The sequence below is a fragment of the Pseudomonas grimontii genome (assembly GCF_007858185.1).
GTDB classification, from domain to species: Bacteria; Pseudomonadota; Gammaproteobacteria; order Pseudomonadales; family Pseudomonadaceae; genus Aquipseudomonas; species Aquipseudomonas grimontii.
Window position 1 is genome coordinate 242,056 of record NZ_VFES01000001.1, and the last position, 23,337, is coordinate 265,392.

General features: G+C 60.6%; 22 protein-coding genes and 1 riboswitch. Of the genes, 13 read left to right on the top strand and 9 right to left on the bottom strand.

Annotated elements, in window-relative coordinates:
• The first annotated feature begins 99 nt into the window (after window positions 1–99).
• Window positions 100–357, top strand: coding sequence for a hypothetical protein (locus tag FIV39_RS01225; RefSeq protein ID WP_090409381.1), 258 nt, complete (start codon window positions 100–102; stop codon window positions 355–357).
• Window positions 358–480: 123 nt separating this feature from the next.
• Here the strand turns inward: FIV39_RS01225 and FIV39_RS01230 are convergent, their stop codons facing one another.
• Complete coding sequence (locus tag FIV39_RS01230) at window positions 481–1,644, bottom strand: 1-acyl-sn-glycerol-3-phosphate acyltransferase (RefSeq protein WP_186731494.1); 1,164 nt, start codon at window positions 1,642–1,644, stop codon at window positions 481–483.
• 133 nt (window positions 1,645–1,777) lie between these two features.
• Here FIV39_RS01230 and FIV39_RS01235 point away from each other — a divergent pair, with 133 nt between their 5' ends.
• From FIV39_RS01235 to FIV39_RS01250, 4 genes are all read left to right on the top strand, one after another.
• A complete protein-coding gene (locus FIV39_RS01235; protein WP_053131495.1) occupies window positions 1,778–1,960 on the top strand; it encodes a CPXCG motif-containing cysteine-rich protein in 183 nt (60 codons plus the stop codon).
• Window positions 1,961–1,971: 11 nt separating this feature from the next.
• Window positions 1,972–2,232 (top strand): putative signal transducing protein, encoded by a 261-nt coding sequence (locus tag FIV39_RS01240; protein ID WP_027604786.1) that lies wholly within the window; start codon window positions 1,972–1,974, stop codon window positions 2,230–2,232.
• Window positions 2,233–2,269: 37 nt separating this feature from the next.
• On the top strand, window positions 2,270–2,890 hold the full coding sequence (locus tag FIV39_RS01245) for an SOS response-associated peptidase (RefSeq protein WP_090409374.1): 621 nt from the start codon (window positions 2,270–2,272) through the stop codon (window positions 2,888–2,890).
• Between the two features lie 153 nt (window positions 2,891–3,043).
• Window positions 3,044–3,862, top strand: coding sequence for a M48 family metallopeptidase (locus tag FIV39_RS01250; RefSeq protein ID WP_090409371.1), 819 nt, complete (start codon window positions 3,044–3,046; stop codon window positions 3,860–3,862).
• A gap of 142 nt (window positions 3,863–4,004) precedes the next feature.
• On the opposite strand, the gene FIV39_RS01255 is transcribed toward FIV39_RS01250, so the two are convergent.
• The 3 genes from FIV39_RS01255 to FIV39_RS01265 all read right to left on the bottom strand — a co-directional run bounded on the left by FIV39_RS01255 (window position 4,005) and on the right by FIV39_RS01265 (window position 6,844).
• The gene (locus tag FIV39_RS01255; protein ID WP_005784895.1) at window positions 4,005–4,589 is read right to left on the bottom strand and encodes a TMEM165/GDT1 family protein; all 585 of its coding nucleotides are present in this window, start codon (window positions 4,587–4,589) and stop codon (window positions 4,005–4,007) included.
• Window positions 4,590–4,677: 88 nt separating this feature from the next.
• Window positions 4,678–4,799, bottom strand: a riboswitch (yybP-ykoY riboswitch).
• Window positions 4,800–4,849: 50 nt separating this feature from the next.
• The gene (locus FIV39_RS01260) at window positions 4,850–5,848 is read right to left on the bottom strand and encodes a class I SAM-dependent methyltransferase (protein WP_090409368.1); all 999 of its coding nucleotides are present in this window, start codon (window positions 5,846–5,848) and stop codon (window positions 4,850–4,852) included.
• Window positions 5,849–5,878: 30 nt separating this feature from the next.
• Window positions 5,879–6,844, bottom strand: coding sequence for a 2-hydroxyacid dehydrogenase (locus FIV39_RS01265; RefSeq protein ID WP_090409365.1), 966 nt, complete (start codon window positions 6,842–6,844; stop codon window positions 5,879–5,881).
• 84 nt (window positions 6,845–6,928) lie between these two features.
• On the opposite strand from FIV39_RS01265, the gene FIV39_RS01270 reads away from it, so the two are divergent.
• From FIV39_RS01270 to FIV39_RS33820, 6 genes are all read left to right on the top strand, one after another.
• Window positions 6,929–7,561, top strand: coding sequence for a LysE family translocator (locus FIV39_RS01270; protein WP_065938546.1), 633 nt, complete (start codon window positions 6,929–6,931; stop codon window positions 7,559–7,561).
• A gap of 265 nt (window positions 7,562–7,826) precedes the next feature.
• Window positions 7,827–9,509: a fatty acid--CoA ligase gene (locus FIV39_RS01275; RefSeq protein WP_090409362.1), complete on the top strand. Its 1,683-nt coding sequence runs from the start codon at window positions 7,827–7,829 to the stop codon at window positions 9,507–9,509.
• A gap of 330 nt (window positions 9,510–9,839) precedes the next feature.
• Complete coding sequence (locus FIV39_RS01280) at window positions 9,840–11,702, top strand: DUF1302 domain-containing protein (RefSeq protein WP_090409359.1); 1,863 nt, start codon at window positions 9,840–9,842, stop codon at window positions 11,700–11,702.
• Window positions 11,703–11,731: 29 nt separating this feature from the next.
• Window positions 11,732–13,096: a DUF1329 domain-containing protein gene (locus tag FIV39_RS01285; protein WP_090409356.1), complete on the top strand. Its 1,365-nt coding sequence runs from the start codon at window positions 11,732–11,734 to the stop codon at window positions 13,094–13,096.
• 242 nt (window positions 13,097–13,338) lie between these two features.
• Entirely contained in the window at window positions 13,339–14,463 is a 1,125-nt protein-coding gene (locus FIV39_RS33815; RefSeq protein ID WP_390620673.1) for a MalT transcriptional regulator family protein, read from the top strand.
• Window positions 14,464–14,751: 288 nt separating this feature from the next.
• Window positions 14,752–16,068, top strand: coding sequence for a LuxR C-terminal-related transcriptional regulator (locus tag FIV39_RS33820; protein WP_390620683.1), 1,317 nt, complete (start codon window positions 14,752–14,754; stop codon window positions 16,066–16,068).
• A gap of 12 nt (window positions 16,069–16,080) precedes the next feature.
• Here the strand turns inward: FIV39_RS33820 and FIV39_RS01295 are convergent, their stop codons facing one another.
• The 4 genes from FIV39_RS01295 to FIV39_RS01310 are packed head-to-tail and all read right to left on the bottom strand — an operon-like array spanning window position 16,081 to window position 19,526.
• Window positions 16,081–16,641, bottom strand: coding sequence for a PqiC family protein (locus FIV39_RS01295; protein WP_090409353.1), 561 nt, complete (start codon window positions 16,639–16,641; stop codon window positions 16,081–16,083).
• A 17-nt stretch (window positions 16,642–16,658) separates the two neighbouring features.
• Window positions 16,659–18,314, bottom strand: a complete 1,656-nt coding sequence (locus FIV39_RS01300) for a PqiB family protein (protein ID WP_090409350.1) — start codon at window positions 18,312–18,314, stop codon at window positions 16,659–16,661.
• Window positions 18,295–18,939, bottom strand: a complete 645-nt coding sequence (locus tag FIV39_RS01305) for a paraquat-inducible protein A (protein ID WP_090409347.1) — start codon at window positions 18,937–18,939, stop codon at window positions 18,295–18,297. The genes FIV39_RS01300 and FIV39_RS01305 overlap by 20 nt, the downstream gene beginning before the upstream one ends.
• On the bottom strand, window positions 18,936–19,526 hold the full coding sequence (locus tag FIV39_RS01310) for a paraquat-inducible protein A (protein WP_090409344.1): 591 nt from the start codon (window positions 19,524–19,526) through the stop codon (window positions 18,936–18,938). The genes FIV39_RS01305 and FIV39_RS01310 overlap by 4 nt, the downstream gene beginning before the upstream one ends.
• A 144-nt stretch (window positions 19,527–19,670) precedes the next feature.
• Here FIV39_RS01310 and FIV39_RS01315 point away from each other — a divergent pair, with 144 nt between their 5' ends.
• Both FIV39_RS01315 and FIV39_RS01320 read left to right on the top strand, forming a co-directional pair.
• The gene (locus FIV39_RS01315) at window positions 19,671–20,315 is read left to right on the top strand and encodes an MBL fold metallo-hydrolase (protein WP_090409341.1); all 645 of its coding nucleotides are present in this window, start codon (window positions 19,671–19,673) and stop codon (window positions 20,313–20,315) included.
• Between the two features lie 216 nt (window positions 20,316–20,531).
• Window positions 20,532–21,305: an OmpA family protein gene (locus tag FIV39_RS01320; protein ID WP_053131457.1), complete on the top strand. Its 774-nt coding sequence runs from the start codon at window positions 20,532–20,534 to the stop codon at window positions 21,303–21,305.
• 64 nt (window positions 21,306–21,369) lie between these two features.
• On the opposite strand, the gene FIV39_RS01325 is transcribed toward FIV39_RS01320, so the two are convergent.
• The gene (locus FIV39_RS01325) at window positions 21,370–23,010 is read right to left on the bottom strand and encodes a methyl-accepting chemotaxis protein (RefSeq protein WP_090409339.1); all 1,641 of its coding nucleotides are present in this window, start codon (window positions 23,008–23,010) and stop codon (window positions 21,370–21,372) included.
• Window positions 23,011–23,337 lie beyond the last annotated feature (327 nt).

Consider the following 23,337-nt stretch of genomic DNA (forward strand, 5'->3'; position numbering starts at 1 on the left):
GCCGTCAATGGGGGAGGGAGCATTTCAAGCGCCGGAGGCCACTATCGTTCAGGTTTGTATCTGAATCGATACCACAACACTGTTTTATTGAGGTCTGCGATGGCGCTTCCCGCACTATTGATTAATGCCGTGGCTTTATTGGTGGCCTGCCCAGGTGCAGCGCTGCTGTTCATCACCCGCCTGCGCGAGCAACGCGCCATGGCTGACCTGGCTGCGCAAAGTGAAGAGCGCGCGATCGACCAGCCCATGCTGTTCCTGGATGTGCGCGCCGAGCGGGCAAATCGTGTGGCTTACCGCATCGGGTTCGCCTGCCTTGGGCTGGCGCTGCTGATTTCTTGGATCAGTACTCATCTTTAAGAACACTGCGAAGCAAATGTGGGAGGGGGCTTGCCCCCGATAGCGGTGTATCAGTCAATTAAGATGTCGACTGACACACTGTCATCGGGAGCAAGCCCCCTCCCACATTTTTTTGATCGGTGTTTACAGCGGGATACCAGCCTTGACCCGGTACTGATTGCGCACCGGCGTCGCATATTGCACCACCAGGAACGGCCGATGCTCGGGTGGGCACTCGTTCAAGCGACGCTCCCATTCAGCCTTCGCCTTGGCCAGTTCATCGGCCGGGAACACGTCGGCCGCCTTCGGCACCTGCAACTGCGGGTCGGCATCGCTCCACTGGGCGTACGCCAGGTAGTGCACCGGGAACAGCCGGTAGCCGCCGAGAATCTGCCGATCCATTTCCACGGCCAGCACTTTGGTGTCTTCGAAACGCTCGGTAATCGGCGGCGCGAAGTTGATATGTACGCGGCCTTTGTAGCCGGTGATGCCCAGGGCAATGCTCACGTCATCTTCGCCCTGCGCCTTGACGTAGGTGCCGGTGGTGGCGCGGATATACAACTCGCGGGCCTTGGCTGCATCGCACGGGTCGTACTCGTAGCTGATGGACACCGGCGTCAGGTTCAGGGACTGGATCACCTCGGCAAACGGCTCGTCCTTGCGGCTGACATGGAACATCTTGAGGATCGCCGACTCGGTGCGGTCATCCCCATCCTTGGCGCGGCCTTCGGCCTGGGCGATCCAGATCGACTGGCAGTCGTTGCGGATCGAATGGTTGATGTAGGCCGACAGCAGGTTGAACGCCGCCATTTTTTCCTTTCGCCCGGTGATCGAGCGGTGCACGATGAAGCTCTTGTTCAGGCGCATCAGGTCGCTGACAAACGGCTTTTGCAGCAGGTTGTCGCCGATGGCGATGCGTGGCGTCGGCAGGCCGGCGTGGTACACGGCATAGTTGACGAAGGCCGGGTCCATCACGATGTCGCGATGGTTGGCTAAAAACACATAGGCGGTGCCCGATTTGAGCTGTTCCACGCCGGTATAGGTAACGCCGTCGGTCGCCCGGTCAATGGTATGGTCGACGTAATACTCGACTTTGTCCTGCAGCGTGGCCACGGTGGTGACACCGGCGAACTCACGGCGCAATTTGCGGGCGATCATCGGCTTGAGCAGCCAGCCCAGGGCGCCGGCAAAGCGCGGGAAGCGAAAGTGGGTCAGGATGTCCAGAAAGGCCTTGTCACTGAACAGCCGGGCCAGCACTGCCGGGACTTCGCTGTCGTTGTAAGGTCGGATGGTATCGAATTCGCCCATCATGCTCTCTTGTTAGAAACGGCTAGGGTAAGTAGAGGAAATACCAGGGTGCGGTCCGGGTAATTGGCCCGGCCGGAAAATAGCCCTGTAAATAGACCGGCGATTATACGCACAAGTCACTTGGGAGACTGCGATGCTGGAAACTGCGCTGTACGATTGTCCTTATTGTGGTGAAGCGGTAGAGACCTCGGTGGATTTATCCGGCGGTGACCAGACCTACATAGAGGACTGTCAGGTGTGTTGCCGACCGATCATTTTCAACCTGCAGGTCCATGGTGAAGAGTGGATGCTCGAAACCCGCAGTGAAAACGAATAACAGGTACGCCCATGCAGCGAATCTACGAACCGGAAAACCTGATGGAAGGCGAGCTGTTGCAGCAAATGCTCGCCAGCGAGGGCATTGAAGCGCACCTGGTAGGGCGCCATCTGCTCGGCGGCACGGGGGAGTTGCCGATCTTTGGCCTGCTGGGGCTGGAAGTGGATAACGACCGGGCGGCTGAAGCCCGCGAGTTGATTACCGCCTATATCGGTGCGCAACCCCTGCCCGGTGATGAACCCGACAGCTTCCCCGACGTATTGGTCTGTTAGGCTGTCGGTCGGTTTACCCCAAGAGTCGTGTTGCCCCATGTGTGGACGTTATGCCCTGTTTCGCTGGAACCCCACCTTTGCTGCCTTGCCGGGCTTCCCGCCCGACCAGCAGGCCCAGTGGAACATCTCCCCGAATGATTCGGTGCTCATCCAGCGCCAGAGCGACGGCCAGCGCACCCTGGCCCGCGCTCGCTGGGGCCTGACGCCGCCCTGGCTGACGGACCTTTCACGCACTCCGGCCCATGCCCGTGCCGAAACCCTGGCCGAGCAACCGATGTTTCGCGAAGCGTTTCGCCAGCGCCGTTGCCTGCTGCCGGCCAACGGTTTCTACGAATGGCGCGGCACCCAGCGCAAACGCCCGTACTGGTTGACACCGGGGGAGGGCTCTACCCTGTTTTTTGCAGCGATCTGGGAGGCGTACCCCGTGCAGGAGCAGGTGTGGCTGAGCACGGCGGTAGTGACCCAGGCCGCCCAGAGTCAGCGCCGGCCGTTGATTCTGGACGCGGCGGGGCAGGCCGCCTGGCTCGATCCCGAGACGCCCTTGCATGTGTTGCAAGGTTTGCTGGCCAGTGAGCCGGTCGCGTTGCGCGAGCGGGTTCTGGCCAACATGGTCAATGATCCCAAGCTCAACGGGCCGGAGTGCCTGACCCCGGCTTGAGCCTTGAACTGATTGGTCAAGCGCCGTTGTCGAGTGCTGTGGGATGTGTCTGAAAATCAGCGGTTACACGTCTGGTGTATCTAGCGCTGATACAAATGAGCGCCTACGATACGCGCCATGTTTTCAGGGCGTCTTTTCAGGGAGAGTGTATTGATGAAGAAATCATTGGCTGTAAGTGTATTGGCAGCAGGCGTGTTGCTGGCCGGATGTCAGTCGGTCAACACCACCAGCGGCGGCGCCGTTGGGGTTGAGCGCAAGCAATATATGTTCAGCATGCTGTCGAGCCAGGAAGTCGACCAGATGTACGCCCAGTCTTATCAGCAGACCCTGGGCGAAGCCAGTAGCAAAGGTCAGTTGGACAAGACCAGCGCCAATGCCAAGCGCGTGCAGGCTATCGCCAATCGCCTGATCGCCCAGGCGCCCACCTTCCGCCCGGATGCGGCGCAGTGGAAGTGGGAAGTGAACCTGATCAAAAGCGATGAGATGAACGCCAATTGCGGGCCTGGCGGCAAGATCTTCGTGTACAGCGCGTTGATCGACAACCTCAAGCTCACCGATGATGAACTGGCCGCCGTGATGGGCCATGAAATTGCCCACGCATTGCGTGAGCACGGCCGCGAAGCCATGTCCAAGGCCTACGGCATCGAGATGGCCAAGCAGGGCGCCGGTGCGTTGTTCGGCCTGGGCCAGGACAGCCTGGCGCTGGCCGATACCGTGGCCAACTACGGCATGACCTTGCCCAACAGCCGCAGCAATGAAAACGAAGCGGACCTGATCGGCCTGGAACTGGCGGCCCGCGCCGGCTACAACCCGAACGCGGCCATCACGCTGTGGAACAAGATGGCCAAGGCTTCCGAAGGCGCGCCACCGGAATTCATGAGCACTCACCCGGCCTCCGACAGCCGGATCGCCTCGTTGCAGGCGGCGATTCCGAAGGTGATGCCGCTCTACCAGAAGGCTAAGAAGTCCTGACAATCCAGGTCATGTGAAGATCTAAATGTGGGAGGGGGCTTGCTCCCGATGGCGGTCTCTCAGCCAAATATTCATTAGCTGACCCGCCGCTATCGGGAGCAAGCCCCCTCCCACATTGGATTGGGTTTGCAGGCTTGGATCCCTAGATCCAGCCGCTGCTCTGCATGGCCTTGTACACCGCCACAATCGCCAGGACAAAAAACGCCGTAGCCGCGAGTCGACGAATCAACGTCAGCGGCAGTTTCTCCGCCGCAAAATTCCCCGCCAATACCACCGGTACGTTGGCAATCAACATGCCCAGGGTGGTGCCGATAATCACCAGCCACAGTTCCGGGTATTGCGCCGCGAGCATCACCGTGGCGATCTGGGTCTTGTCACCGATTTCCGCCAGGAAGAATGCAATCAGCGTAGTCAGGAACGGCCCGAACTTGCGGGTGGTGCTGGCTTCGTCATCGTCGAGTTTGTCTGGCACCAGGGTCCACAGCGCGGTGGCGCAGAAGCTGGCCGCGAGAATCCAGTGCAATACCGCATCCGAGAAGAAACTTCCGAACCACGCCCCCACGGCACCGGCCGCCGCATGGTTGGCCAGGGTCGCGGCAACGATGCCGGCGATGATCGGCCAGGGCTTGCGAAAGCGCGCGGCAAGGATAAGTGCGAGCAGTTGCGTCTTGTCGCCGATTTCGGCCAAGGCAACGATTGCGGTAGGAACGAGCAATGAATCCAGCATCAGGTAGGTTTCCAGGGGCGGGTCGACACGGCTATGACACGTACAGCCTTCCCGCCCCGGGTAAGGTGTGCGTGTCATAGGTCTTGTCAAACCCCGGTCCGTCTGTGCGGACTCCTGGGTCGCATACGCCATGGCCTGTTGACCAAGTATGTTGACGTATGCCGGACGAGCGTGGCGCTCGTGGGAGACTACTCCCCTAGGACGGAGCGGATTCTGCCTAGGCAAAATCCATTCGGCAAGCCTTCTTTTTCAAACGCCCGTCAGCCGCGCTTGGCACGGTAGATGCGAAAACCATTGCCCTCGGCCTTGATTGCACACACGCCCAAATGCTCTTCGATCAACGGCTGGTACTTCAGGAAACTGTTGGCGACCAGACGCAGTTCGCCACCTTTTGCCAGGTGTTTCGCCGCTTTTCGCAGCAAGTTCTCGGTGGCGAAATAATCGGTATGCACCCCGACATGGAACGGCGGGTTGCTCAAAATCGCGTTCAAACCCATCGGCGCGGCGTCGATGCCATCACCGGTCAGCACCTCGGCTTCCAGCCCGTTGGCGGCCAGGGTCAAGCGACTGCTGGCGGCGGCGAACGCGTCCACATCCAGCATCGTTACGGTGTTGTGCGGGTAGCGACGTTTGACCGCCGCGCCCAACACACCGGCGCCGCAACCGAAGTCCAGCAAATGACCGCTCGGCAGTTTGTCCAGGTGCTCCAGCAACAGCTCGGTGCCGCGATCCAGGCGGCCGTGGCTGAATACACCCGGCAGGCTCACCACCTTGAGCGGCCCTTCGGCCAGCGGTACGTCGAACACCTGCGCCAGGCTCTCCAGCTCGACCGCTTGCGGGGCATTGGCCACGGTGATTTGCCATAGCTGGCAATGCCGCGCGTTGTCGAGCTTGCGCGGTTTGCCGAAGGGGGCCATCTGCTTGGCGGCGCTTTCGATGCCGCTTTTTTTCTCGCCGACCAGAAACAGTTCGGCGCCGGGCAGGCGCGCTGCCACCGCGTTAAGCAGGTAGTCGGTGAGGTCCTTGGACTTGGGCAGGAAGATCACCGCTGCATCAAACGCGCGCTCGGGCACGTTCACGCCGAATTGGCTGCGCTCCGGGAAGCGTGCGTCGAGCGCCGCCTGGTCGCCGGCGTGCCAGCACCAGCCGTGGGCGTTGGGCAGGCGACCCAGCAGGTCATCGGCGGGCAAGCCCACCAGCAGCAGGTTGCCTTGAAAAAGTTCGGCCTGACGAAGCAGTACTTCACTGCGCGGATCCATGGTCTGCTCCTTGAAAAGGGGCGCAGTTTATCAACTGACGACGCGCAGCGGGGCGCCGCAGAAAAAGCCCCGTGCGTTTTCCGCCAGTTGGCCGACGATACGCTGCCGCGCTTCACGGCTGCCCCAGGCATTGTGCGGGGTGACGATCAGTCGAGGAATATCGCCGGCCAGCAGCGGGTTGCCATTGACCGGTGGCTCAACACTCAGCACGTCGGTCGCTGCGCCGCCCAGGTGGCCGCTGCGCAACGCGTCAGCCAGGGCCTGTTCGTTGATCAAACCACCGCGCGCGGTGTTGACGATGAACGCGCCGGGCTTGAGCAGCGCCAGTTCACGGGCGCCGATAAAGTCGCGGGTGTGTTCATTGAGCGGGCAGTGCAAGGTGAGTGCGTCTACCTGCGCGAGCAATTCATCCAGCGGCACGCGGTCGGCACGGGCGGGGCGCCCGGGAATCGCGCCGAGTAGCACGCGCATCCCGAAGGCTTCGGCCAGGCGCGCCACAGCACTGCCCAATTCGCCATGGCCCAGCAGGCCGAGGGTTTTGCCTTCCAGCTCGACAATCGGGTGGTCCAGCAGGCAGAACTGCTTGGCCTCTTGCCATTTGCCGGCGCTCACATCGCGTTGATAGTCCTTCAGGCGCGTCGCCAGGTTGAGCAACAGCATGATCGTGTGCTGCGCCACCGACGGCGTGCCGTAGCCCTGGCAGTTGCTCACGGTGATGCCATGGGCGCGGGCAGCCTCCAGGTCAACGTTGTTGGTGCCGGTGGCCGATACCAGGATCAGCTTGAGTTCCGGGCAGGCCGCCAGGGTCTCGCTGTTGAGCGGGATTTTGTTACTGATCGCCACCTGCGCGCCTTGCAGGCGCTCGACCACATTCTGCGGCGTGGTGCCTGTCAACAACTGCAAGTCGCTGAAACTGTCTCGCAACTCGCTGAGATCGAGGTCGCCCAGATCCAGGGACGGGTGATCAAGGAAGACGGCGCGGTGATTGTTCGTCATCAACTGTACCTTTTGCGACAGGGTTCGAAGGCGTAATCTGCCGAGCCTATCAGATGAAATAATCCGTTACTTAATGGAGTGAGTATGTACGCCGCCGAGTTTTTGACCGTAGCCCTGATTCACCTGTTGGCGGTGGCCAGTCCCGGCCCGGATTTCGCGGTGGTGGTGCGCGAAAGTGTTACCCACGGCCGCCGCGCCGGAACCTGGACTGCGCTGGGCGTGGGCTCGGCGATTTTCCTGCATGTGGGTTATTCGTTGCTCGGCATCGGCCTGATCGTGTCCCAGTCCATCGTATTGTTCAACGCACTGAAATGGGCGGCGGCCGCCTACCTGCTGTACATCGGCTTCAAGGCCCTGCGCGCAAAACCTGCCAAGCCAGCCGCCGAGGGCGAGTTGCACCGCGAAGCGGGCGAGCGCACCCCGCGCGGTGCGTTTACCGCAGGCTTCGTGACGAACGGCTTGAATCCCAAGGCGACGTTGTTCTTCCTGTCGCTGTTCACCGTGGTGATCAACCCGCACACGCCGCTGGCGATTCAGGCCGGTTACGGCGTGTACCTGGCGGTGGCGACGGCGTTGTGGTTCTGCCTGGTGGCGATGCTGTTCAGCCAGCAGCGCGTACGCGCAGGCTTTGCGCGGATGGGGCATTGGTTTGATCGGACCATGGGGGCGGTGTTGATTGCCATCGGCGTGAAACTGGCGTTTACCAGCGCGAAATAAACGCTGTTCTCAAGTAAACACAATCCAGTGTGGAAGGGGGCTTGCTCCCGATGGCGATGTTTCAGTCGACACATGCAGTGACTGATCCACCGCCATCGGGAGCAAGCCCCCTCCCACATTTGACTTCTATCGCTCCTGGGTGGTGGCGTAAAGCTAGCATTTCCCAGCCTCCGCAAATCATTCCTTTGGCTGATTTAGCTGAAACATAACCTCTCTACAGTGCAGGTCTTCAAGCCAAGACCGTGCAGTCATAAAAGGGATTCGTATGTTGCAGACCCGTGTTATTCCGCCCGCTGAAGGTGCGTACCAATATCCGTTGTTGATCAAGCGCCTGTTGATGTCCGGAACCCGCTACGAGAAGACCCGGGAAATTGTCTACCGCGACAAACTGCGCTACACCTACCCGACCCTGATCGAGCGGGTCGCGCGCCTGGCTAACGTGCTCAGCGAAGCGGGGGTCAAGGCCGGTGATACCGTGGCGGTGATGGACTGGGACAGTCATCGTTACCTGGAATGCATGTTCGCCATTCCGATGATCGGCGCGGTAATCCACACCATCAACGTGCGCCTGTCGCCGGAACAGATTCTCTACACCATGAACCACGCCGAGGACCGCTTCGTGCTGGTCAACAGCGAGTTTGTGGGGCTCTACCAGGCCATCGCCGGGCACCTCACCACCGTCGAAAAGACCCTGCTGCTCACCGACGGCGAAGCCAAGACCGCCGAGTTGCCCAACCTGGTGGGTGAGTATGAAACCCTGCTGGCCGCTGCCAGCCCGAAGTACGACTTCCAGGATTTCGACGAAAATTCCGTCGCCACTACCTTCTACACCACCGGCACCACCGGTAACCCGAAAGGCGTGTACTTCACCCATCGCCAACTGGTGCTGCACACCATCGGCGTGGCGACCATCATGGGCAGCGTCGACAGCGTGCGCCTGCTGGGCACCAACGACGTGTACATGCCGATCACGCCGATGTTCCACGTGCATGCGTGGGGCTTGCCGTATGTGGCGACCATGCTCGGTCTCAAACAGGTCTACCCCGGTCGCTACGACCCCGAATACCTGGTGGAGCTGTGGCGCAAGGAGAAGGTCACCTTTTCCCACTGCGTGCCGACCATTTTGCAAATGGTGCTCAACGCCAAGGCCGCCCAGGGCGTGGATTTTGGCGGCTGGAAAATCGTCATCGGCGGCAGCGCCCTCAACCGTACGCTGTATGAGGCGGCGAAGGCGCGTGGGATTCAACTGACCGCCGCGTACGGCATGTCCGAGACGGGCCCGCTGGTGTCCTGCGCCCACCTCAACGAAGAACTGATGGCCGGCACCGAGGACGAGCGCATCACCTACCGCATCAAGGCCGGTGTGCCTGGGCCATTGGTGGAAGCGGCGATCATGGACACCGAGGGTAACTTCCTGCCCGCCGACGGCGAGTCTCAGGGCGAGTTGGTGCTGCGCGCGCCGTGGCTGACCGAGGGTTATTACAACGAACCGCAGAAGGGCGCCGAGCTGTGGGCGGGTGGCTGGATGCACACGGGCGACGTGGCCACCCTCGATGCATTTGGCGTGATCGATATTCGCGACCGCATCAAGGACGTGATCAAGACCGGTGGCGAATGGATCTCCTCCCTGGCCCTCGAAGACCTGGTCAGCCGTCACCCGGCGGTACGCGAAGTAGCGGTGGTGGGCATCGCCGACCCGCAGTGGGGCGAACGCCCGTTTGCGTTGCTGGTGGTGCGTGATGGTCATGAGATTGGGGCCCGCGAGCTCAAGGAGCATCTCAAGCCTTTTGTCGAATTGGGCCATTTGAGCAAGTGGGCGATCCCGAGCCAGATCGCCGTTGTTACGGAAATTCCCAAGACCAGCGTCGGCAAGCTCGACAAAAAACGTATCCGCGTTGACATCATTGAATGGCAGGCCAACAACAGCACCTTCCTGTCCACCCTCTGAGCTGATTTGCCGTGCCTTCGTGGCACGGCGATGCTCTATCTCGCGCCTTCACTTGTGATTTGCCAATTTTCAGCCATCCTTGCCGCGTCGGCCTTCGCCGACATGGCGAAAGGGCTGTGGCAGACGGGTTGGTGATGCAAATCACACTTTAGAGGGATCAAGCGGTACCCCCTGCTGGCTATAGTCCCACCCAGAGTTTTTCAAGGATGCGTCGCTTCGGGCCATGGAGGTTCAGTTGCCAGGCGGCATTGGAATCGTTGTATTCCGGCCGTTACAAGCATCACAGACAGAACTCACTGCCATAACAATAATGCACATGGAGTAGCGTCGATGACCTCAGTAAACCAGTTCTGGCGCCGGGCAAAGTTGCCCCTGGCCGTCAGTCTCGCCTCTACGCTCGCCGGGCCCGCATTCGGCGTCAGTTTCAATATCGGTGAAATCGAAGGTAGTTTTGACTCGTCGCTGTCTGTGGGGGCGAGCTGGTCGACAGCCAAGCCCAACCGTGACCTCATTGGTGTCAACAATGGTGGCAAGGGGTTGTCCCAGACCTCCGATGACGGCCACTTGAACTTCAAGCGTGGCGAAACGTTCTCGAAGATCTTCAAAGGTATCCACGATCTGGAATTGAAATACGGCGACACTGGCGTATTCGTGCGTGGCAAGTACTGGTATGACTTCGAACTCAAGGACGAAAGCCGTGAGTTCAAGGACATCAGCGATAACAATCGCAAGGAAGGCGCCAAGTCTTCCGGCGGGCAGATTCTCGACGCCTTCGTCTATCACAACTATGCCATTGCCGATCAGCCGGGCAGCGTGCGGTTCGGTAAGCAGGTGGTGAGTTGGGGCGAAAGTACCTTCATCGGCGGTGGTATCAACTCCATCAACCCGATCGACGTGTCTGCGTTCCGTCGTCCAGGTGCGGAAATCAAGGAAGGCTTGATTCCGGTCAACATGTTCTATGTGTCGCAAACGCTGACCGATAACTTGTCGGCGGAAGCCTTTTATCAGTTGGAGTGGGACCAGACGGTTACCGATAACTGCGGCACTTTCTTCTCTCAACCTGATGTTATTTCCGATGGCTGCAGTAACAATTTGCGAGTGTTGAACAGCCGTCGCTTCCTCCCTGCCGGAGTACTGCCAGGGCTCGCCGCAAATGGCGTCGACGTCAATAACGAGGGCGTACTGGTGCGTCGCGGCCCGGACCGTGATGCGCGCGACAGTGGTCAGTTCGGTGTCGCGTTCCATTACAATTTCGAGCCTCTGGATACAGAGTTCGGCGCTTATTTCATGAACTACCACAGTCGTGCGCCGATCTTCAGTGCCCAGGGGGCCCCACAATCGGCCTACACTGGCGCAACGCCAGGTGTGCCTGGCCAATTGCGTCCGTTGGTGGTCGCCGGTAACTCCAATTATTTCGTCGAGTACCCTGAAGATATCCGTCTCTATGGTTTGAGTTTCTCCACCACCCTGCCCACAGGGACTGCATGGAGCGGCGAGTTGAGCTACCGTCCTAATGCCCCGGTCCAACTGAGTACCACAGACATTCTCTTTGCCGGTGTCACGCCCCTTCCGCCCTTCAATAATGCATCTGTGTTGAAAGGGTCGCCGGGTCAGGATTTGCATGGCTACAACCGCAAGGAAGTCACCCAGTTCCAAACCACCTTCACGCACTTCTTCGACCAAGTCATGGGCGCCAGTCGCTTGACCACCGTCGGTGAAATCGGCGTGACCCACGTGGGCGGTCTGGAGAGTAGGTCCCAGGCGCGTTATGGCCGCGATCCGGTGTTCGGTCCGGGCCAGTTGCCGGGTGGTTTCTGTACCGCACTCAACAACTCCACTGCTCAAGGCGGCGGCCAGGCCAATGCTGCCAACCTCAACACCAACTGCAATAACGATGGCTTCACCACCGCCACCTCATGGGGCTACCGCGCGCGTGCAATCTGGGAGTACCCGGATGTGTTCGCTGGCGTCAACCTCAAGCCAAACGTGGCCTGGTCCCATGACGTAAAAGGTTATTCGCCAGGCCCTGGTGGTAACTTCGAGGAAGGTCGAAAGGCCGTCAGCCTGGGCCTGGATGCCGAGTACCAGAACACCTACACCGCCAGCCTGGCTTACACCAACTTTTTCGGTGGTGATTTCAGCACGGTGAATGACCGCGACTTCGTCGCCCTGAGCTTCGGCGCCAACTTCTAAGCACACTGTATTTTCAGGAAGACCAGAACATGAAAATAACCAAAAGTCTGTTGCACGTCGGTGTGCTTGGACTGTCGATCCTGGCGAGCAATGTCATGGCGGCAGTGTCGGCGGATGAAGCAGCCAAGCTGGGCACGACCCTGACGCCGATGGGCGCGGAAATGGCCGGTAACGCAGCGGGCACCATCCCTAAATGGTCGCCTATGCCGACCAACGCCGGCGCTGTGGATGCCAAAGGTTTCCTCGCCAACCCGTACGCCAGCGAACAACCGCAATTCACCATCACTGCGCAGAACGTCGAGCAGTACAAGGACAAGCTGGCACCGGGGCAGTACGCGATGTTCAAGCGTTACCCGGAAACCTTCAAGATGCCGGTCTACCCGACCCATCGCGGCGCTACCGTGCCGGCCGATGTGTTCGCGGCCATCAAGAAGAACGCCACCACCACCAACCTGGTGTCGGGCGGCAACGGCCTGGAAAACTTTGAAACCGCCGTACCGTTCCCGATCCCGAAAAGCGGTGTGGAAGTTATCTGGAACCACATCACCCGTTATCGCGGCGGCAGCGTGACCCGTCTGGTGACCCAGGCCACGCCGCAAACCAACGGTTCCTACAGCCTCGTGTACTTCCGCGACCAGTTCGTGTTCCGCGACAAGATGAAGGACTTCGACCCGAAGAACCCGGGCAACGTGCTGTTCTACTTCAAGCAGCAAGTGACCGCGCCGGCACGCCTGGCCGGTGGTGTGCTGCTGGTGCACGAAACCCTGGACCAGGTGAAGGAGCCGCGTTCGGCGTGGGTCTACAACGCCGGCCAGCGCCGTGTGCGCCGGGCGCCGCAAGTGTCCTATGACGGGCCAGGTACCGCCGCCGATGGCCTGCGGACCTCCGACAACCTTGACATGTACAACGGTGCGCCGGATCGCTACGACTGGAAACTGGAAGGCAAGAAGGAAATCTACATCGCCTCCAACAGTTACAAGATCGACGATCCGAAGCTCAAGTACGCCGACATCATCAAGGCCGGCCACATCAACCAGGACCTGACACGCTACGAGCTGCGCCGTGTCTGGCACGTGGTCGCGACCTTGAAGGAAGGCCAGCGCCACATCTATGCCAAGCGTGATTTCTTCATCGACGAAGACACCTGGCAAGCGGCGGTGATCGACCACTACGACGGTCGTGGTCAACTGTGGCGCGTCGCCGAGGCCCATGCCGAGAACTACTACGACAAGCAAGTGCCGTGGTACGCCCTGGAAACCCTCTACGACCTGCAGTCCGGCCGCTACCTGGCCCTGGGCATGAAGAACGAAGAGAAACAGGCCTATGACTTCGGCTTCACCGCCACCACCAGCGACTTCACCCCAGCGGCCCTGCGCCAGGACGGTGTTCGCTAAGCTGCACGAGTGACTCAATGTGGGAGGGGGCTTGCTCCCGATAGCGGTGTGACAGTCAACGCATGCATTGACTGATCCGCCTCTATCGGGAGCAAGCCCCCTCCCACTTTTTGTTTGTGGCGATATTTCTTGTCTCAGTTCTTTTTCAGGCAAATGTTGCAAAGATCTACAAACCCACCGCTTTTACCGCTAGTCTGCGGACATCTGCAATGCCGACAACAGCCTTCTACAAGAGCCCGGCGATGACTGATCTGTCCCGAATCCAAGGGCCTGCCAGTAGGGTAATCCCGACCCTGGAAGGTCGCTTCTACAGGCCTCCGCTGCCTGACGGCTACGTGCCGCGCCCGCGCCTGTGTGAACGGCTGAGTGCCGGGCTGGAAGGGCGGTTGCTGTTGGTCAGCGCACCGGCTGGGTTCGGCAAGAGTTCATTGGCGGTGGAGTTCTGCCAGGGCCTGCCGGCTCACTGGCAAAGCCTGTGGTTGGGCCTGAGCCCACGGGACAACGACCCGGGGCGTTTTCTTGAGCGCCTGCTCGAAGGGTTGCAGCATTACTTCCCCGCGCTCGGCGCCCACTCCCTGGGCTTGCTGAAAATGCGCCAGCGGCACCAACCCTTCGCGTTTGAAGAATGGCTCGATGGCCTGCTCGATGAACTGACCGTGCACCTGTCCACCCGTGCGCCATTATTGCTGGTGCTGGATGACTACCATCTGGCCCAGGGACCGGTGCTGGACCGTTGCCTGCAATTTTTCCTCAACCATCTGCCCGATGGCCTAGTGGTGCTGGTCACCAGTCGCCAGCGCCCGGACTGGCATCTGGCGCGCTTGCGGTTGTCACGGCACTTGCTGGAGTTGCACGAGCAAGACCTGCGCCTGACCCATGCCGAATCCCAGGCGTTGCTGGATCGCCACAGCAGTTCCTTGAGTGGTGAAGCCCTCGACAACCTGATCCGCCGCAGCGAAGGCTGGGTGGCCGGCCTGCGCTTTTGGCTGCTGGCGGCTTCCGAAGCCGGCAACGAGAGCGCCTTGCCGCAAAGCCTGCACGGTGGGGAAGGGCTGATCCGCGACTACCTGCTGGAAGAAGTGATCGACTGCCTGCCACCCGAAGTGCAGGCGTTCCTGTTCGACACTGCGCCCCAGGACCGTTTTTGCAGCGAGTTGTGCGATGCCGTGCGCGAAGCCCATGACAGCGCCGAGATCCTGCGTTACCTGCAAGCCCACCAGGTGTTTCTGGTGCCGTTGGACGAGCAGGGGCACTGGTACCGTTATCATCATTTGTTCTCCGACCTGCTGCGCACCCGCCGCGCGAGCAGCAATGTATTGCCGGCCGCCAGCCTGCACCTGCGCGCGTGCCGTTGGTTCAACGCCTAGGGCTTGATCGACGAGGCGGTGGAGCAGGCGTTGCGCGCCGGGCACCTCGACGTGGCGGCCAACCTGGTGCAGAACCTGTCCGAAGAACAACTGCTGGCCGAGCAGAATGTCGGCATGTTGCTGCGCTGGAAAATGGACTTGCCCGACAGCCTGCTGATCAGCACGCCGCGCCTGATTGTGCTGTACAGCTGGGCATTGGGGTTGGCCTGCCAGCTGGATGCGGCGGAGGAATTATCCGCGTACCTCAGTCGCTTCCTGCCAGCGCCCTCGGCCACTGCACAGCGCTCGATGCTGGCCCAGTGGCTGGCGCTGAGCGGGATTATCGCCCGGGGCCGCGGGGATCGTGAATTGACTCAGCGCTATTGCAGCGAGGCGTTGGAAAGCCTGCCGCAACGGCGTTACGGCCAGCGTCTGGTGTGTCTGTCGACCCTGTCCAACCTGGCCATCGCCGATGGTGATTTGTGGCGCGCCCGAGGCCTGAACCGCGAATCCCTGGAACTGGCGCAGCGCGTCGGCAACCCATTGTTCGAAGCCCTGGCCCATTACGACCGTGCACGGGTGCTGCAGGCACGTGGCGAAATCCTGCGCGCCCTCGATGAAGTGCGCCAGGGCCTGCAACGCCTGCACGGCCTGGCACCGCAGCGGTTGTATGCGGTGCGTGCGCGGCTGTCGCTCTACGAAGGCTATTTGCTGTTGGTGCGCAACCAGCCTGAAACCGGCATCGCCCACCTGCGCGCGGGCCTGGCTGAGGCGCGCGCCTGTCGCGACATCAGCGTGCTGATCGGCCATTGTGTGATCGCCAGCTTCGAAGGGCGGCGCAATGACTTTCCCAAAGCCTTCGCCGAACTCGCCGAAGCCGAGCGCCTGATGCATATCTGGGATGTGCCGCCGATCTACTACCTGGCGATGATTACCCTGATCAAATGCGAACTGTGGCTGGCCCAAGGCCGCACCGACCTGGCGGATGCCTGGCTGACGCGGCTGGGGCAGACTTACCACGGCGAACAGGCCGCCGCTGCACCGGAATTCCACCCGCACTTGCCGCAACATATCGGGCTGCAACAAGCCGCCCTCGATGCCGTCCGCCATCAACCCCAGGCGGCGCTGGAGCGGCTCGAAGCACTGGCGCACCAGGCTCACAACTGCGGGCGCCAGATGATTGCCCTGATGGCGCTGACCCAGCAGGCGCAGTTGCTGCTGGAGTGCGGTCAGGAAGCCAAGGCGCGTCCGGTACTGGCCCAGGCGTTTGAGGCGGGCGCCGGGGGGGCGTTACAGCCGTTCCAGCGCTTGTTGGACGGGTATCCGGACTGGATGCGCGAGCAATTGGGCAAAGACCCGCAAGGTCCGCTGCACCAGAGCCTGCTCGCACTTCTCCCAGCGGTGGTGACTCCCGAGGTTACGACCACCCACGAAACCCTGAGCACGCGCGAGCTGGCGGTCCTGCAACTGATCGCCCAAGGCTGTTCTAACCAGGAAATCAGCAACCAGCTGTTTATCTCCCTGCACACCGTCAAGACCCACGCCAGCCACATCAACAGCAAACTCGGGGTGGAGCGACGCACCCAGGCCGTGGCGCGAGCCAAGGCGATGGGGTTGCTGGCGTAATGGCCGGACGGTTTACGGCGCAGGCGGGCACTGGCCGGCTGACCTGTCGACCGCCTGCCTGACCTGCGCGGCAAAGCGCTTGAGATTGTTTTGATGGGCGAGCACCACGTTGTCGATGCTCGACCCGGCGGGCGACTGCAATGTGGTCCGGCAGGTCAGCGGCGGGCGCTCGGTGCCGCCGGCCGGGCGTAGACGCCATTTGACGTCGAGCAGCGCGTACTGGCCGGGCACGGAGTCAAAGCGCTGCACTTCAAGACGCAACAACATCGATTGCCGAGGGTTGCTGTTGGCCAATTGGTCCACCAGCGCACTCCTCAGCTCATCCGCGAGGCTCGCAGCCCACCACTGGGTTTCCAGGATGGCCACGCCGCTGTCGCCCTGGCGAATCACGATCTGCGGTCGGTCGACCTGGGGTGGAACGGTGATGCTTTCGATCCGGATGCTGCCCGCGTCGGCCCCAGTGGCCGTATTCCAGTGCGCCGGGGTCAGCGTATGAAAGGTGATCGGAGTACTGCTACACGCCGCCAGCAACAGCAGCATGCCGATCACTGTGATTTTCAACGGAAACGTCATGGCGCTTGCTCCAGGGGTCATTTGCGCGGAGGTCCTTGCAGGTCCAGGGGCGCGGCGTTGTCGGGGCGTCCGCGAATCAGCGATTCCGGGTGACGGCCCAGGTAGTCCGACAGCTCGCGCAGGGAGCGCGACATGCGGCTCAGTTCATCCAGGGTCTGGGTCAGCTGTTCGCGCTGCGGTGAATCCTCGGCCAGGGTCGAACTGGCCGATTGCAGCGTCTTGCTCACATCAGCCAGGGTGTTCTGAACGCTGGGCAGGGTTTTGGCGTTGAACTGGGTCAGGCCTTTGCGCAGCTCGACCAAGTTGCTGTCGAGGTTGCCGGCAATGCGTTCGATCGGCAGTTGGTTGATCTTGTTGACGATGTTCTCGAGTTTTTCCTGTAGCTGCTCCAGGTTACCGGGAATGGTTGGAATGCTGACAGGGCGCAGGCTGGGGTCAAACTTGACCTTCTCGGCTTTCGGGTAGAAGTCCAGCGCGATGTATAACTGGCCGGTCAGCAGGTTGCCACTGCGCGCCTGGGCACGCAGGCCATTTTCGATGAACGAGCCGATCAGGCGTACGCCGGCGGCCTCATCGTCGGGGTTATGGTTCATGACCTTGAGCAGTTTGGTGTGGGCCTGCCCGAGCAACTGTGGGTAGATCACGATGCCGACGTTGAGCGGGAAGCTGCGTTTTTTTGCGTCGTAGTCCAGGTTGATCGACACCACTTTGCCAAATTCAACGCCGAGGAACTCCACCGGCGCACCGACCTTGAGCCCGCGCAATGCCTGGTCGAATCGCAGGGCCATGTATTGCCCCTCGCCATTGGGTGGGGCCAGGGCGCTGACTTGGTCGTCGAACAGCTCAAAGGTACGGGCTTCGTCGGCTGGTTTGTCGTTGGGGCTGTACGGCGGCGCCTGAAAGGCGATGCCACCCACCAGCATGGACGAGAGCGATTCGGTTTTCAGCGCGAAGCCATTGGCGCCTACGCTCAGGTCAATTCCGCTGGCGTTCCAGAAACGCGTGTTTTCGGTGACATAGGCATCATTCGGTGCATGCACGAATACCTCGACATTGATGCCCTTGCCTTCGACGTCCAGCTCGTAGGCCACCACCTGGCCGACCTCGATTTTGCGGTAGTACACCGGTGAGCCGATATCCAGCGAACCGAGGGTCTGCGTGTGCAGCGTGAAGCGCTTGCCCGGTTCGCCGTAGGTGATGGGCGGCGGGTTTTCCAGGCCTTTGAAGTGTTTGGCGCGTGTGTCGGATTGGCCGATGTCGGCACCGATGTAGTCGCCGGAGAGCAGGGTGTCGATGCCGGATACACCGCCGGCGCCGATACGCGGGCGCACTACCCAGAACTGCGAGTCGGCGCGGGTGAAGCTTTCGGCCTGCTTGGCCAATTGAACGGTCGCGTTGACGCTTTTCTGGTCGTCACTCAGGGCGACATCGGTCACCTGGCCAATTACCACGTTGCGGTACTTGACCTCGGTTTTATTCGCGGTCAGGCCACTGCCAGTCTTGAAGTTGAGAGTGATGGTCGGGCCCTGCTGGAGGACGCTGTGTACCACCAGCGAAATCCCCACCAGCACCGCGACGATCGGCACGATCCACACCAGCGAAACGCTGAAGCGTCGTGTCTTGATCGCAGGCGACCCTGGGGCTTGCGGGGTGTCAGTGGGATGTGACGTCATCCGCGGTCTCCTTGTTGTGTGGGGTTTCCCAGATCAGCCTCGGATCGAAGCTCATGGCGGCCAGCATGGTAAACACCACCACCAGACCGAAAAACAGGATGCCCAGGCGCGGCTCGATGGTGCCCAGGGCCTGGAACTTCACCAGCGCGGCCACCAGCGCGACCACGATGACATCGAGCATGGACCAGTAGCCAATCAGCTCGACGAAGCGGAACAGCTTCGACCGTTCCTTGCGTGCCCACAGGCTATTGCGCTGCACGGTGACCAGCAGCAGGGTCAGGGACACAAACTTGATGCCGGGCACTGCGATGCTGGCGATGAAAATAATCAGCGCAATGTCCCACGCGCCATGCTGCCAGAACTCCAGAACGCCGCTCATGATGGTGCTGTCCGCCCCCGAGCCGAACATCGTGGTGTTCATCACCGGCAGCAGATTGGCCGGCACATAGAACGCCAGTGCGGTGAGCATGTAGGCCCAGGTGCGCGTCAGTGAGCTGACCTTGCGCCGGTGCAAGGGCGCGCCACAGCGCTCGCATTCGGTCGGCCCGGTGCGCATGTCACAGGACAATCCGCAGCTGTGGCAGAGGCACAGGTCGAGCTCGCTGGCCGTCGGCGGTGTGTTCATACGCTGTCCCACAGGTCGCGCACATCGCGTCCGGCAATGCGGATCAGCAACAGGCTGAGCACGGCCAGGGCAAACAGGCCGGTGCCGGGTATCACATCAAGCATGCCGGCCAGCTTGAACACCGCCACCATCGCACCGAGCAGGCATACCTCCAGCATGCTCCAGGGCCTGAGCGCCTCCAGCCAACGCATACACAATCGGAATGCGGGTGAGCGTTTGCCCCTGAGGGCAAAACTCAGGACCCACATCAGTAGCAGTAACTGGAACACCGGCGCGATGATGATGGAAATGGCCGCCACCAACGCGATAAACGTGATCGGCCCCAGGCTCAGCGCTACCACCGAATCCCATAACGTGGCGCTGCTTTTCAGGCCTTGCAGGCTGATACTCATCACGGGATAGAAATTGGCGAACGTCCACAGCACCGCAGCCGTCAGCGTCAGGGCTAGGCGCTGTTGCACCAACAGGCCGTTGTAGCGCTGGAGCACGCCGGCGCAACGTACACAGAAGGCTTTTTGATGTCTGGCGAGCGTGACTTTTTCGTAAACGCAATCGCAGTGCTCGCAGATGATCAGTTGATTCGCCATGGGGCTCGCTCCAACGCGGCATGCTTGTGGGGGCCTGGATTGTTTTTCGATGGCGCTGGCAAGCTTAGCAGTCGCTGCTCTTCAGGTCTGGCGCCTCGTCAACCATACTGTGCGGAATATGCCATAGAGCCCGCAGGAGCACCGATGAATATTGAAAAAGCCGCGCTGATCCGCGAAACCTTCCCGGTCGGCCCGTTGCAGTGCAACTGCACGATCATTGGCGACCCCATCACCAAAAAGGCCATCGTGGTCGACCCGGGTGGCAACCATGAGTTGATCCTGGCACGTCTCGATGCGCTGGGCCTGAAAGTGGTGAGCATCATCCACACCCATGCCCATCTCGATCACTTCCTGGCCTCGGGACAATTGAAGGAAAAGACCGGTGCCACCCTGCATCTGCACAAGGAAGACCAGTTTCTCTGGGACAACCTGGAGATGCAGTGCCAGATGTTTGGTGTGCCCTACACCCCGGTGCCGTCGCCGGATCGCTGGCTGGCCGATGATGAGGCGTTGGCCTGCGGATGCGGTGTTGCGCTGCATACACCGGGGCACACGCCAGGTTCGATGAGCTTCTGGTTTGCCGATGCCAAACTGCTGATTGTCGGGGACACGCTGTTTCGGCGCGGCGTAGGGCGTACGGATTTGTGGGGTGGGGACCAGGCGACGATCGTGCGTTCGATCAAGCAGCGGCTCTACACGCTGGACGAAGGCGCGACGGTGGTGACCGGTCATGGCCCGGATACGCGCCTGGGTGACGAGATGCGTGAGAACCCGTTTGTGCGGGCGTGAAAGGAAGTGTTCAAACGGCAATCCGCTGTAGCAAAAACTCAGGCCGCGTTCAGCGTGTGTCTGCTACGGTTTCTGTCGTAGCGCAAGTCCCGAACGTTTTGTTACAGCTCGGGGCGCGCCCACGGAATTTTTACCGTTTGTCGCGTTCCAAACTCGGCACGGGTCCATTGCCAATGTCCTTTGCACCACAGAATGCAAAAAGTAGGAGCTCCCTTCATGTTCACTCCGCGTCGTCTGCTTGTTGTTGCTACCGCCGTAGCCCTGTTGTCCGGCTGCGCTTCACCTAATCCTTATGACGGCAGCAGCCAGGGACAGGCGAATAATGAATCCAGCGGTATGAGCAAGACCGCCAAGTACGGTGGCCTGGGTGCCCTGGCCGGTGCATTGGCGGGTGCTGCCATCGACCATAACAACCGTGGCAAGGGCGCGCTGATCGGTGCGGTGGTTGCGGGTGCCGGCGCTGCGGGTTACGGCTACTACGCCGACCAGCAGGAAAAGAAACTGCGCGAGAGCATGGCCAATACCGGGGTTGAAGTTCAGCGCCAGGGCGACCAGATCAAGCTGATCATGCCGGGTAACATCACGTTCGCCACCAACTCGGACGCGATCTCCAGCAGCTTCTACCAGCCGCTGAACAACCTGGCCAACTCCCTCAAGCAGTTCAACCAGAACACCATCCAGATCGTCGGCTACACCGACAGCACCGGCAGCCGCCAACTGAACATGGACCTGTCCCAGCGTCGTGCCCAGAGCGTGGCCAACTACCTGACTTCCCAAGGCGTCAACGGTGCGAACCTCAGCGCGCGCGGTGCCGGCCCGGATAACCCGATTGCCAGCAACGCCGACGTGAACGGTCGTGCGCAGAACCGTCGCGTAGAAGTAAACCTCGGCCCGATCCCCGGCCAGCAGTACGGCCAGCCTGGCGCGCAGCAACAAGCGCCGCAGCAGAACAACCAGTTCCAGGGCAACCCGTATCAGCAATACCAATAAACGCTGACCACTAAAAAGGGCGCCATGCAGTCAATGCATGGCGCCCTTTTTGTCGCCGGATATTTTACAGGTGGAACCGGCTGACGAGGGTGTTGAAAGACGTCGCGAGGTTCGACAACTCTTGGGTCGATGCATTGGTCTGGTGCGCGCCGGCTGCTGTTTGTGTCGACAGGTCCTGGATATTCACCAGGTTGCGGTCGACTTCACGCGCCACATGGGCCTGTTCTTCCGAGGCTGTTGCGATCACCAGGTTGCGCTCGTTGATCTGGGAAATTCCCTCGGCGATCTGTTCCAGCGCCTCGCCCGTGGCCTGGGCCAGGGTCTGGGTGTCGTTGACCAATGCCTGGCTTTTGCCCATGGCGCCTACGGCCTGGTCGGCACTGCTTTGCACAGCATTGATCATGCTTTCGATCTCTCCGGTCGAGGCCTGGGTGCGGGCGGCGAGGGCGCGTACTTCATCCGCGACCACGGCAAAGCCGCGACCTTGCTCCCCGGCCCTGGCAGCCTCGATGGCGGCATTGAGGGCCAGCAGGTTGGTCTGCTCGGCAATGCCCCGAATCACGTCCAAGACCTTGCCGATATCACGCACCTGGCCGGCCAGGTCCTTGACCATGGTGGTCGACGTGTCGATCTCGCCAGTGGCGTGGTTGATCGCGGTGACAGCCTTGCGCGCCTGGTCGCGGCCGTTGGTGGCCTGTTCGCTGGTGGTGCGGGAAGCCTCGGAGGTGGACACCGCATTACGCGCCACTTCTTCTACCGCTGAGGTCATCTCGGTCACCGCCGTCGCGGCTTGCTGGATCTCGTCGTTCTGGCGAACCAGGCTGCGGCTGCCGTTATCGGTAACCGCTGTGAGTTCTTCTGCGGCAGACGCCAATTGGTCAGAGGCGCTGGCAATTTGCTGGATCGTTTGCTTCAAGCTCGATTGCATATCGCCCAGTGCGCTCAACAGTTGGCCGGTTTCGTCGCGGCTGGTGCTGACGATGGCCTGGGTCAGGTCGCCATCGGCAATGCGCCGTGCGCTGGTCACGGCCGTGGCAATTGGGCGGCTGATCAGGCGGCTGATAAACAGGCCCAAAAGGATCGCCGCAATAAACGCCAGCACAATGCCCGAGTACAGGGTGTTCTTCGCCAAAGATTCTTGCACCGTTGCATCCGTTGCGTTCTCTGCAACCTGGCGATCATTGGAGTCGACCATGATGGTCAGTTCATCCATCACGGTGCGATAGTTTTTTTGCAGGTCACCGAACAGCAGCGTTCGCGCCTTATCCAGCTCATGCGCATTCAGCAGCGCGATGTACTGCTGGACCATGGCTTGATACACCGGCCAGTCACGCTCCATTTTATCGCCGGCTGCGCGCTCATCATCCGCCAGAGGGCGCTGGCGATAGAGGGTAAATGCCTTCTCGCTTGCCAGTCGATTGGCGTTCATCGAGGCGATGAATTCGTCTTTCACCGACTGGGATGCATCGTTGGCGTGGGCGATATACAGGCGATACAGATCGCGACTTTGCCCCACGGCCTTGATCTTGGTCTGAGCGCTGTTGGCGATGGCGACCAGGTTGTTGTTGAACACCGACCTGAGGCTTTCCGACAGCGCAGATACCCCCCGGCTACCCAGCACGCCCACGCCCAGGGTAATCAGGGCGCAGAGTGAAAAGGAGGTGATCAGTTTGGTTGAGAGTTTTGCATCGTTAAGCCAGCTCATCGGTTCGTCCTGGGAGATGCTGATGGATTCATCAACGAAGTGAGGGCCGGCACCTCTGCGGTGACGGCAGTTGTCGTACCTCTATCGACAGCGTTTTACAGGACTGAAGGCTAAATGACAGCACACACGTTCAAGCATCACGAAAATTTAAAGAAATTCGTCTGTTTTTTTCAAAAATATCATTAACGTGACCACGAAGAATTCCGGTGATGCTTCGAAAGCATTGATTTAGACGCGTCTGAATGGATGCTCGACTGATGTCATTTGGCCTTTAAATTTGTTGCCAAATATTGCGTCGCGTGAAATATTCGCGGCGTGCTGTCATAT

Excerpts from the sequence above, each read along its gene's own strand:
- FIV39_RS01225 (WP_090409381.1), top strand. The coding sequence starts at position 100 with ATGGCGCTTCCCGCACTATTGATTAATGCCGTGGCTTTATTGGTGGCC.
- FIV39_RS01230 (WP_186731494.1), bottom strand. The coding sequence starts at position 1,644 with ATGGGCGAATTCGATACCATCCGACCTTACAACGACAGCGAAGTCCCG.
- FIV39_RS01235 (WP_053131495.1), top strand. The coding sequence starts at position 1,778 with ATGCTGGAAACTGCGCTGTACGATTGTCCTTATTGTGGTGAAGCGGTA.
- FIV39_RS01240 (WP_027604786.1), top strand. The coding sequence starts at position 1,972 with ATGCAGCGAATCTACGAACCGGAAAACCTGATGGAAGGCGAGCTGTTG.
- FIV39_RS01245 (WP_090409374.1), top strand. The coding sequence starts at position 2,270 with ATGTGTGGACGTTATGCCCTGTTTCGCTGGAACCCCACCTTTGCTGCC.
- FIV39_RS01250 (WP_090409371.1), top strand. The coding sequence starts at position 3,044 with ATGAAGAAATCATTGGCTGTAAGTGTATTGGCAGCAGGCGTGTTGCTG.
- FIV39_RS01255 (WP_005784895.1), bottom strand. The coding sequence starts at position 4,589 with ATGCTGGATTCATTGCTCGTTCCTACCGCAATCGTTGCCTTGGCCGAA.
- FIV39_RS01260 (WP_090409368.1), bottom strand. The coding sequence starts at position 5,848 with ATGGATCCGCGCAGTGAAGTACTGCTTCGTCAGGCCGAACTTTTTCAA.
- FIV39_RS01265 (WP_090409365.1), bottom strand. The coding sequence starts at position 6,844 with ATGACGAACAATCACCGCGCCGTCTTCCTTGATCACCCGTCCCTGGAT.
- FIV39_RS01270 (WP_065938546.1), top strand. The coding sequence starts at position 6,929 with ATGTACGCCGCCGAGTTTTTGACCGTAGCCCTGATTCACCTGTTGGCG.
- FIV39_RS01275 (WP_090409362.1), top strand. The coding sequence starts at position 7,827 with ATGTTGCAGACCCGTGTTATTCCGCCCGCTGAAGGTGCGTACCAATAT.
- FIV39_RS01280 (WP_090409359.1), top strand. The coding sequence starts at position 9,840 with ATGACCTCAGTAAACCAGTTCTGGCGCCGGGCAAAGTTGCCCCTGGCC.
- FIV39_RS01285 (WP_090409356.1), top strand. The coding sequence starts at position 11,732 with ATGAAAATAACCAAAAGTCTGTTGCACGTCGGTGTGCTTGGACTGTCG.
- FIV39_RS33815 (WP_390620673.1), top strand. The coding sequence starts at position 13,339 with ATGACTGATCTGTCCCGAATCCAAGGGCCTGCCAGTAGGGTAATCCCG.
- FIV39_RS33820 (WP_390620683.1), top strand. The coding sequence starts at position 14,752 with ATGCTGGCCCAGTGGCTGGCGCTGAGCGGGATTATCGCCCGGGGCCGC.
- FIV39_RS01295 (WP_090409353.1), bottom strand. The coding sequence starts at position 16,641 with ATGACGTTTCCGTTGAAAATCACAGTGATCGGCATGCTGCTGTTGCTG.
- FIV39_RS01300 (WP_090409350.1), bottom strand. The coding sequence starts at position 18,314 with ATGACGTCACATCCCACTGACACCCCGCAAGCCCCAGGGTCGCCTGCG.
- FIV39_RS01305 (WP_090409347.1), bottom strand. The coding sequence starts at position 18,939 with ATGAACACACCGCCGACGGCCAGCGAGCTCGACCTGTGCCTCTGCCAC.
- FIV39_RS01310 (WP_090409344.1), bottom strand. The coding sequence starts at position 19,526 with ATGGCGAATCAACTGATCATCTGCGAGCACTGCGATTGCGTTTACGAA.
- FIV39_RS01315 (WP_090409341.1), top strand. The coding sequence starts at position 19,671 with ATGAATATTGAAAAAGCCGCGCTGATCCGCGAAACCTTCCCGGTCGGC.
- FIV39_RS01320 (WP_053131457.1), top strand. The coding sequence starts at position 20,532 with ATGTTCACTCCGCGTCGTCTGCTTGTTGTTGCTACCGCCGTAGCCCTG.
- FIV39_RS01325 (WP_090409339.1), bottom strand. The coding sequence starts at position 23,010 with ATGAGCTGGCTTAACGATGCAAAACTCTCAACCAAACTGATCACCTCC.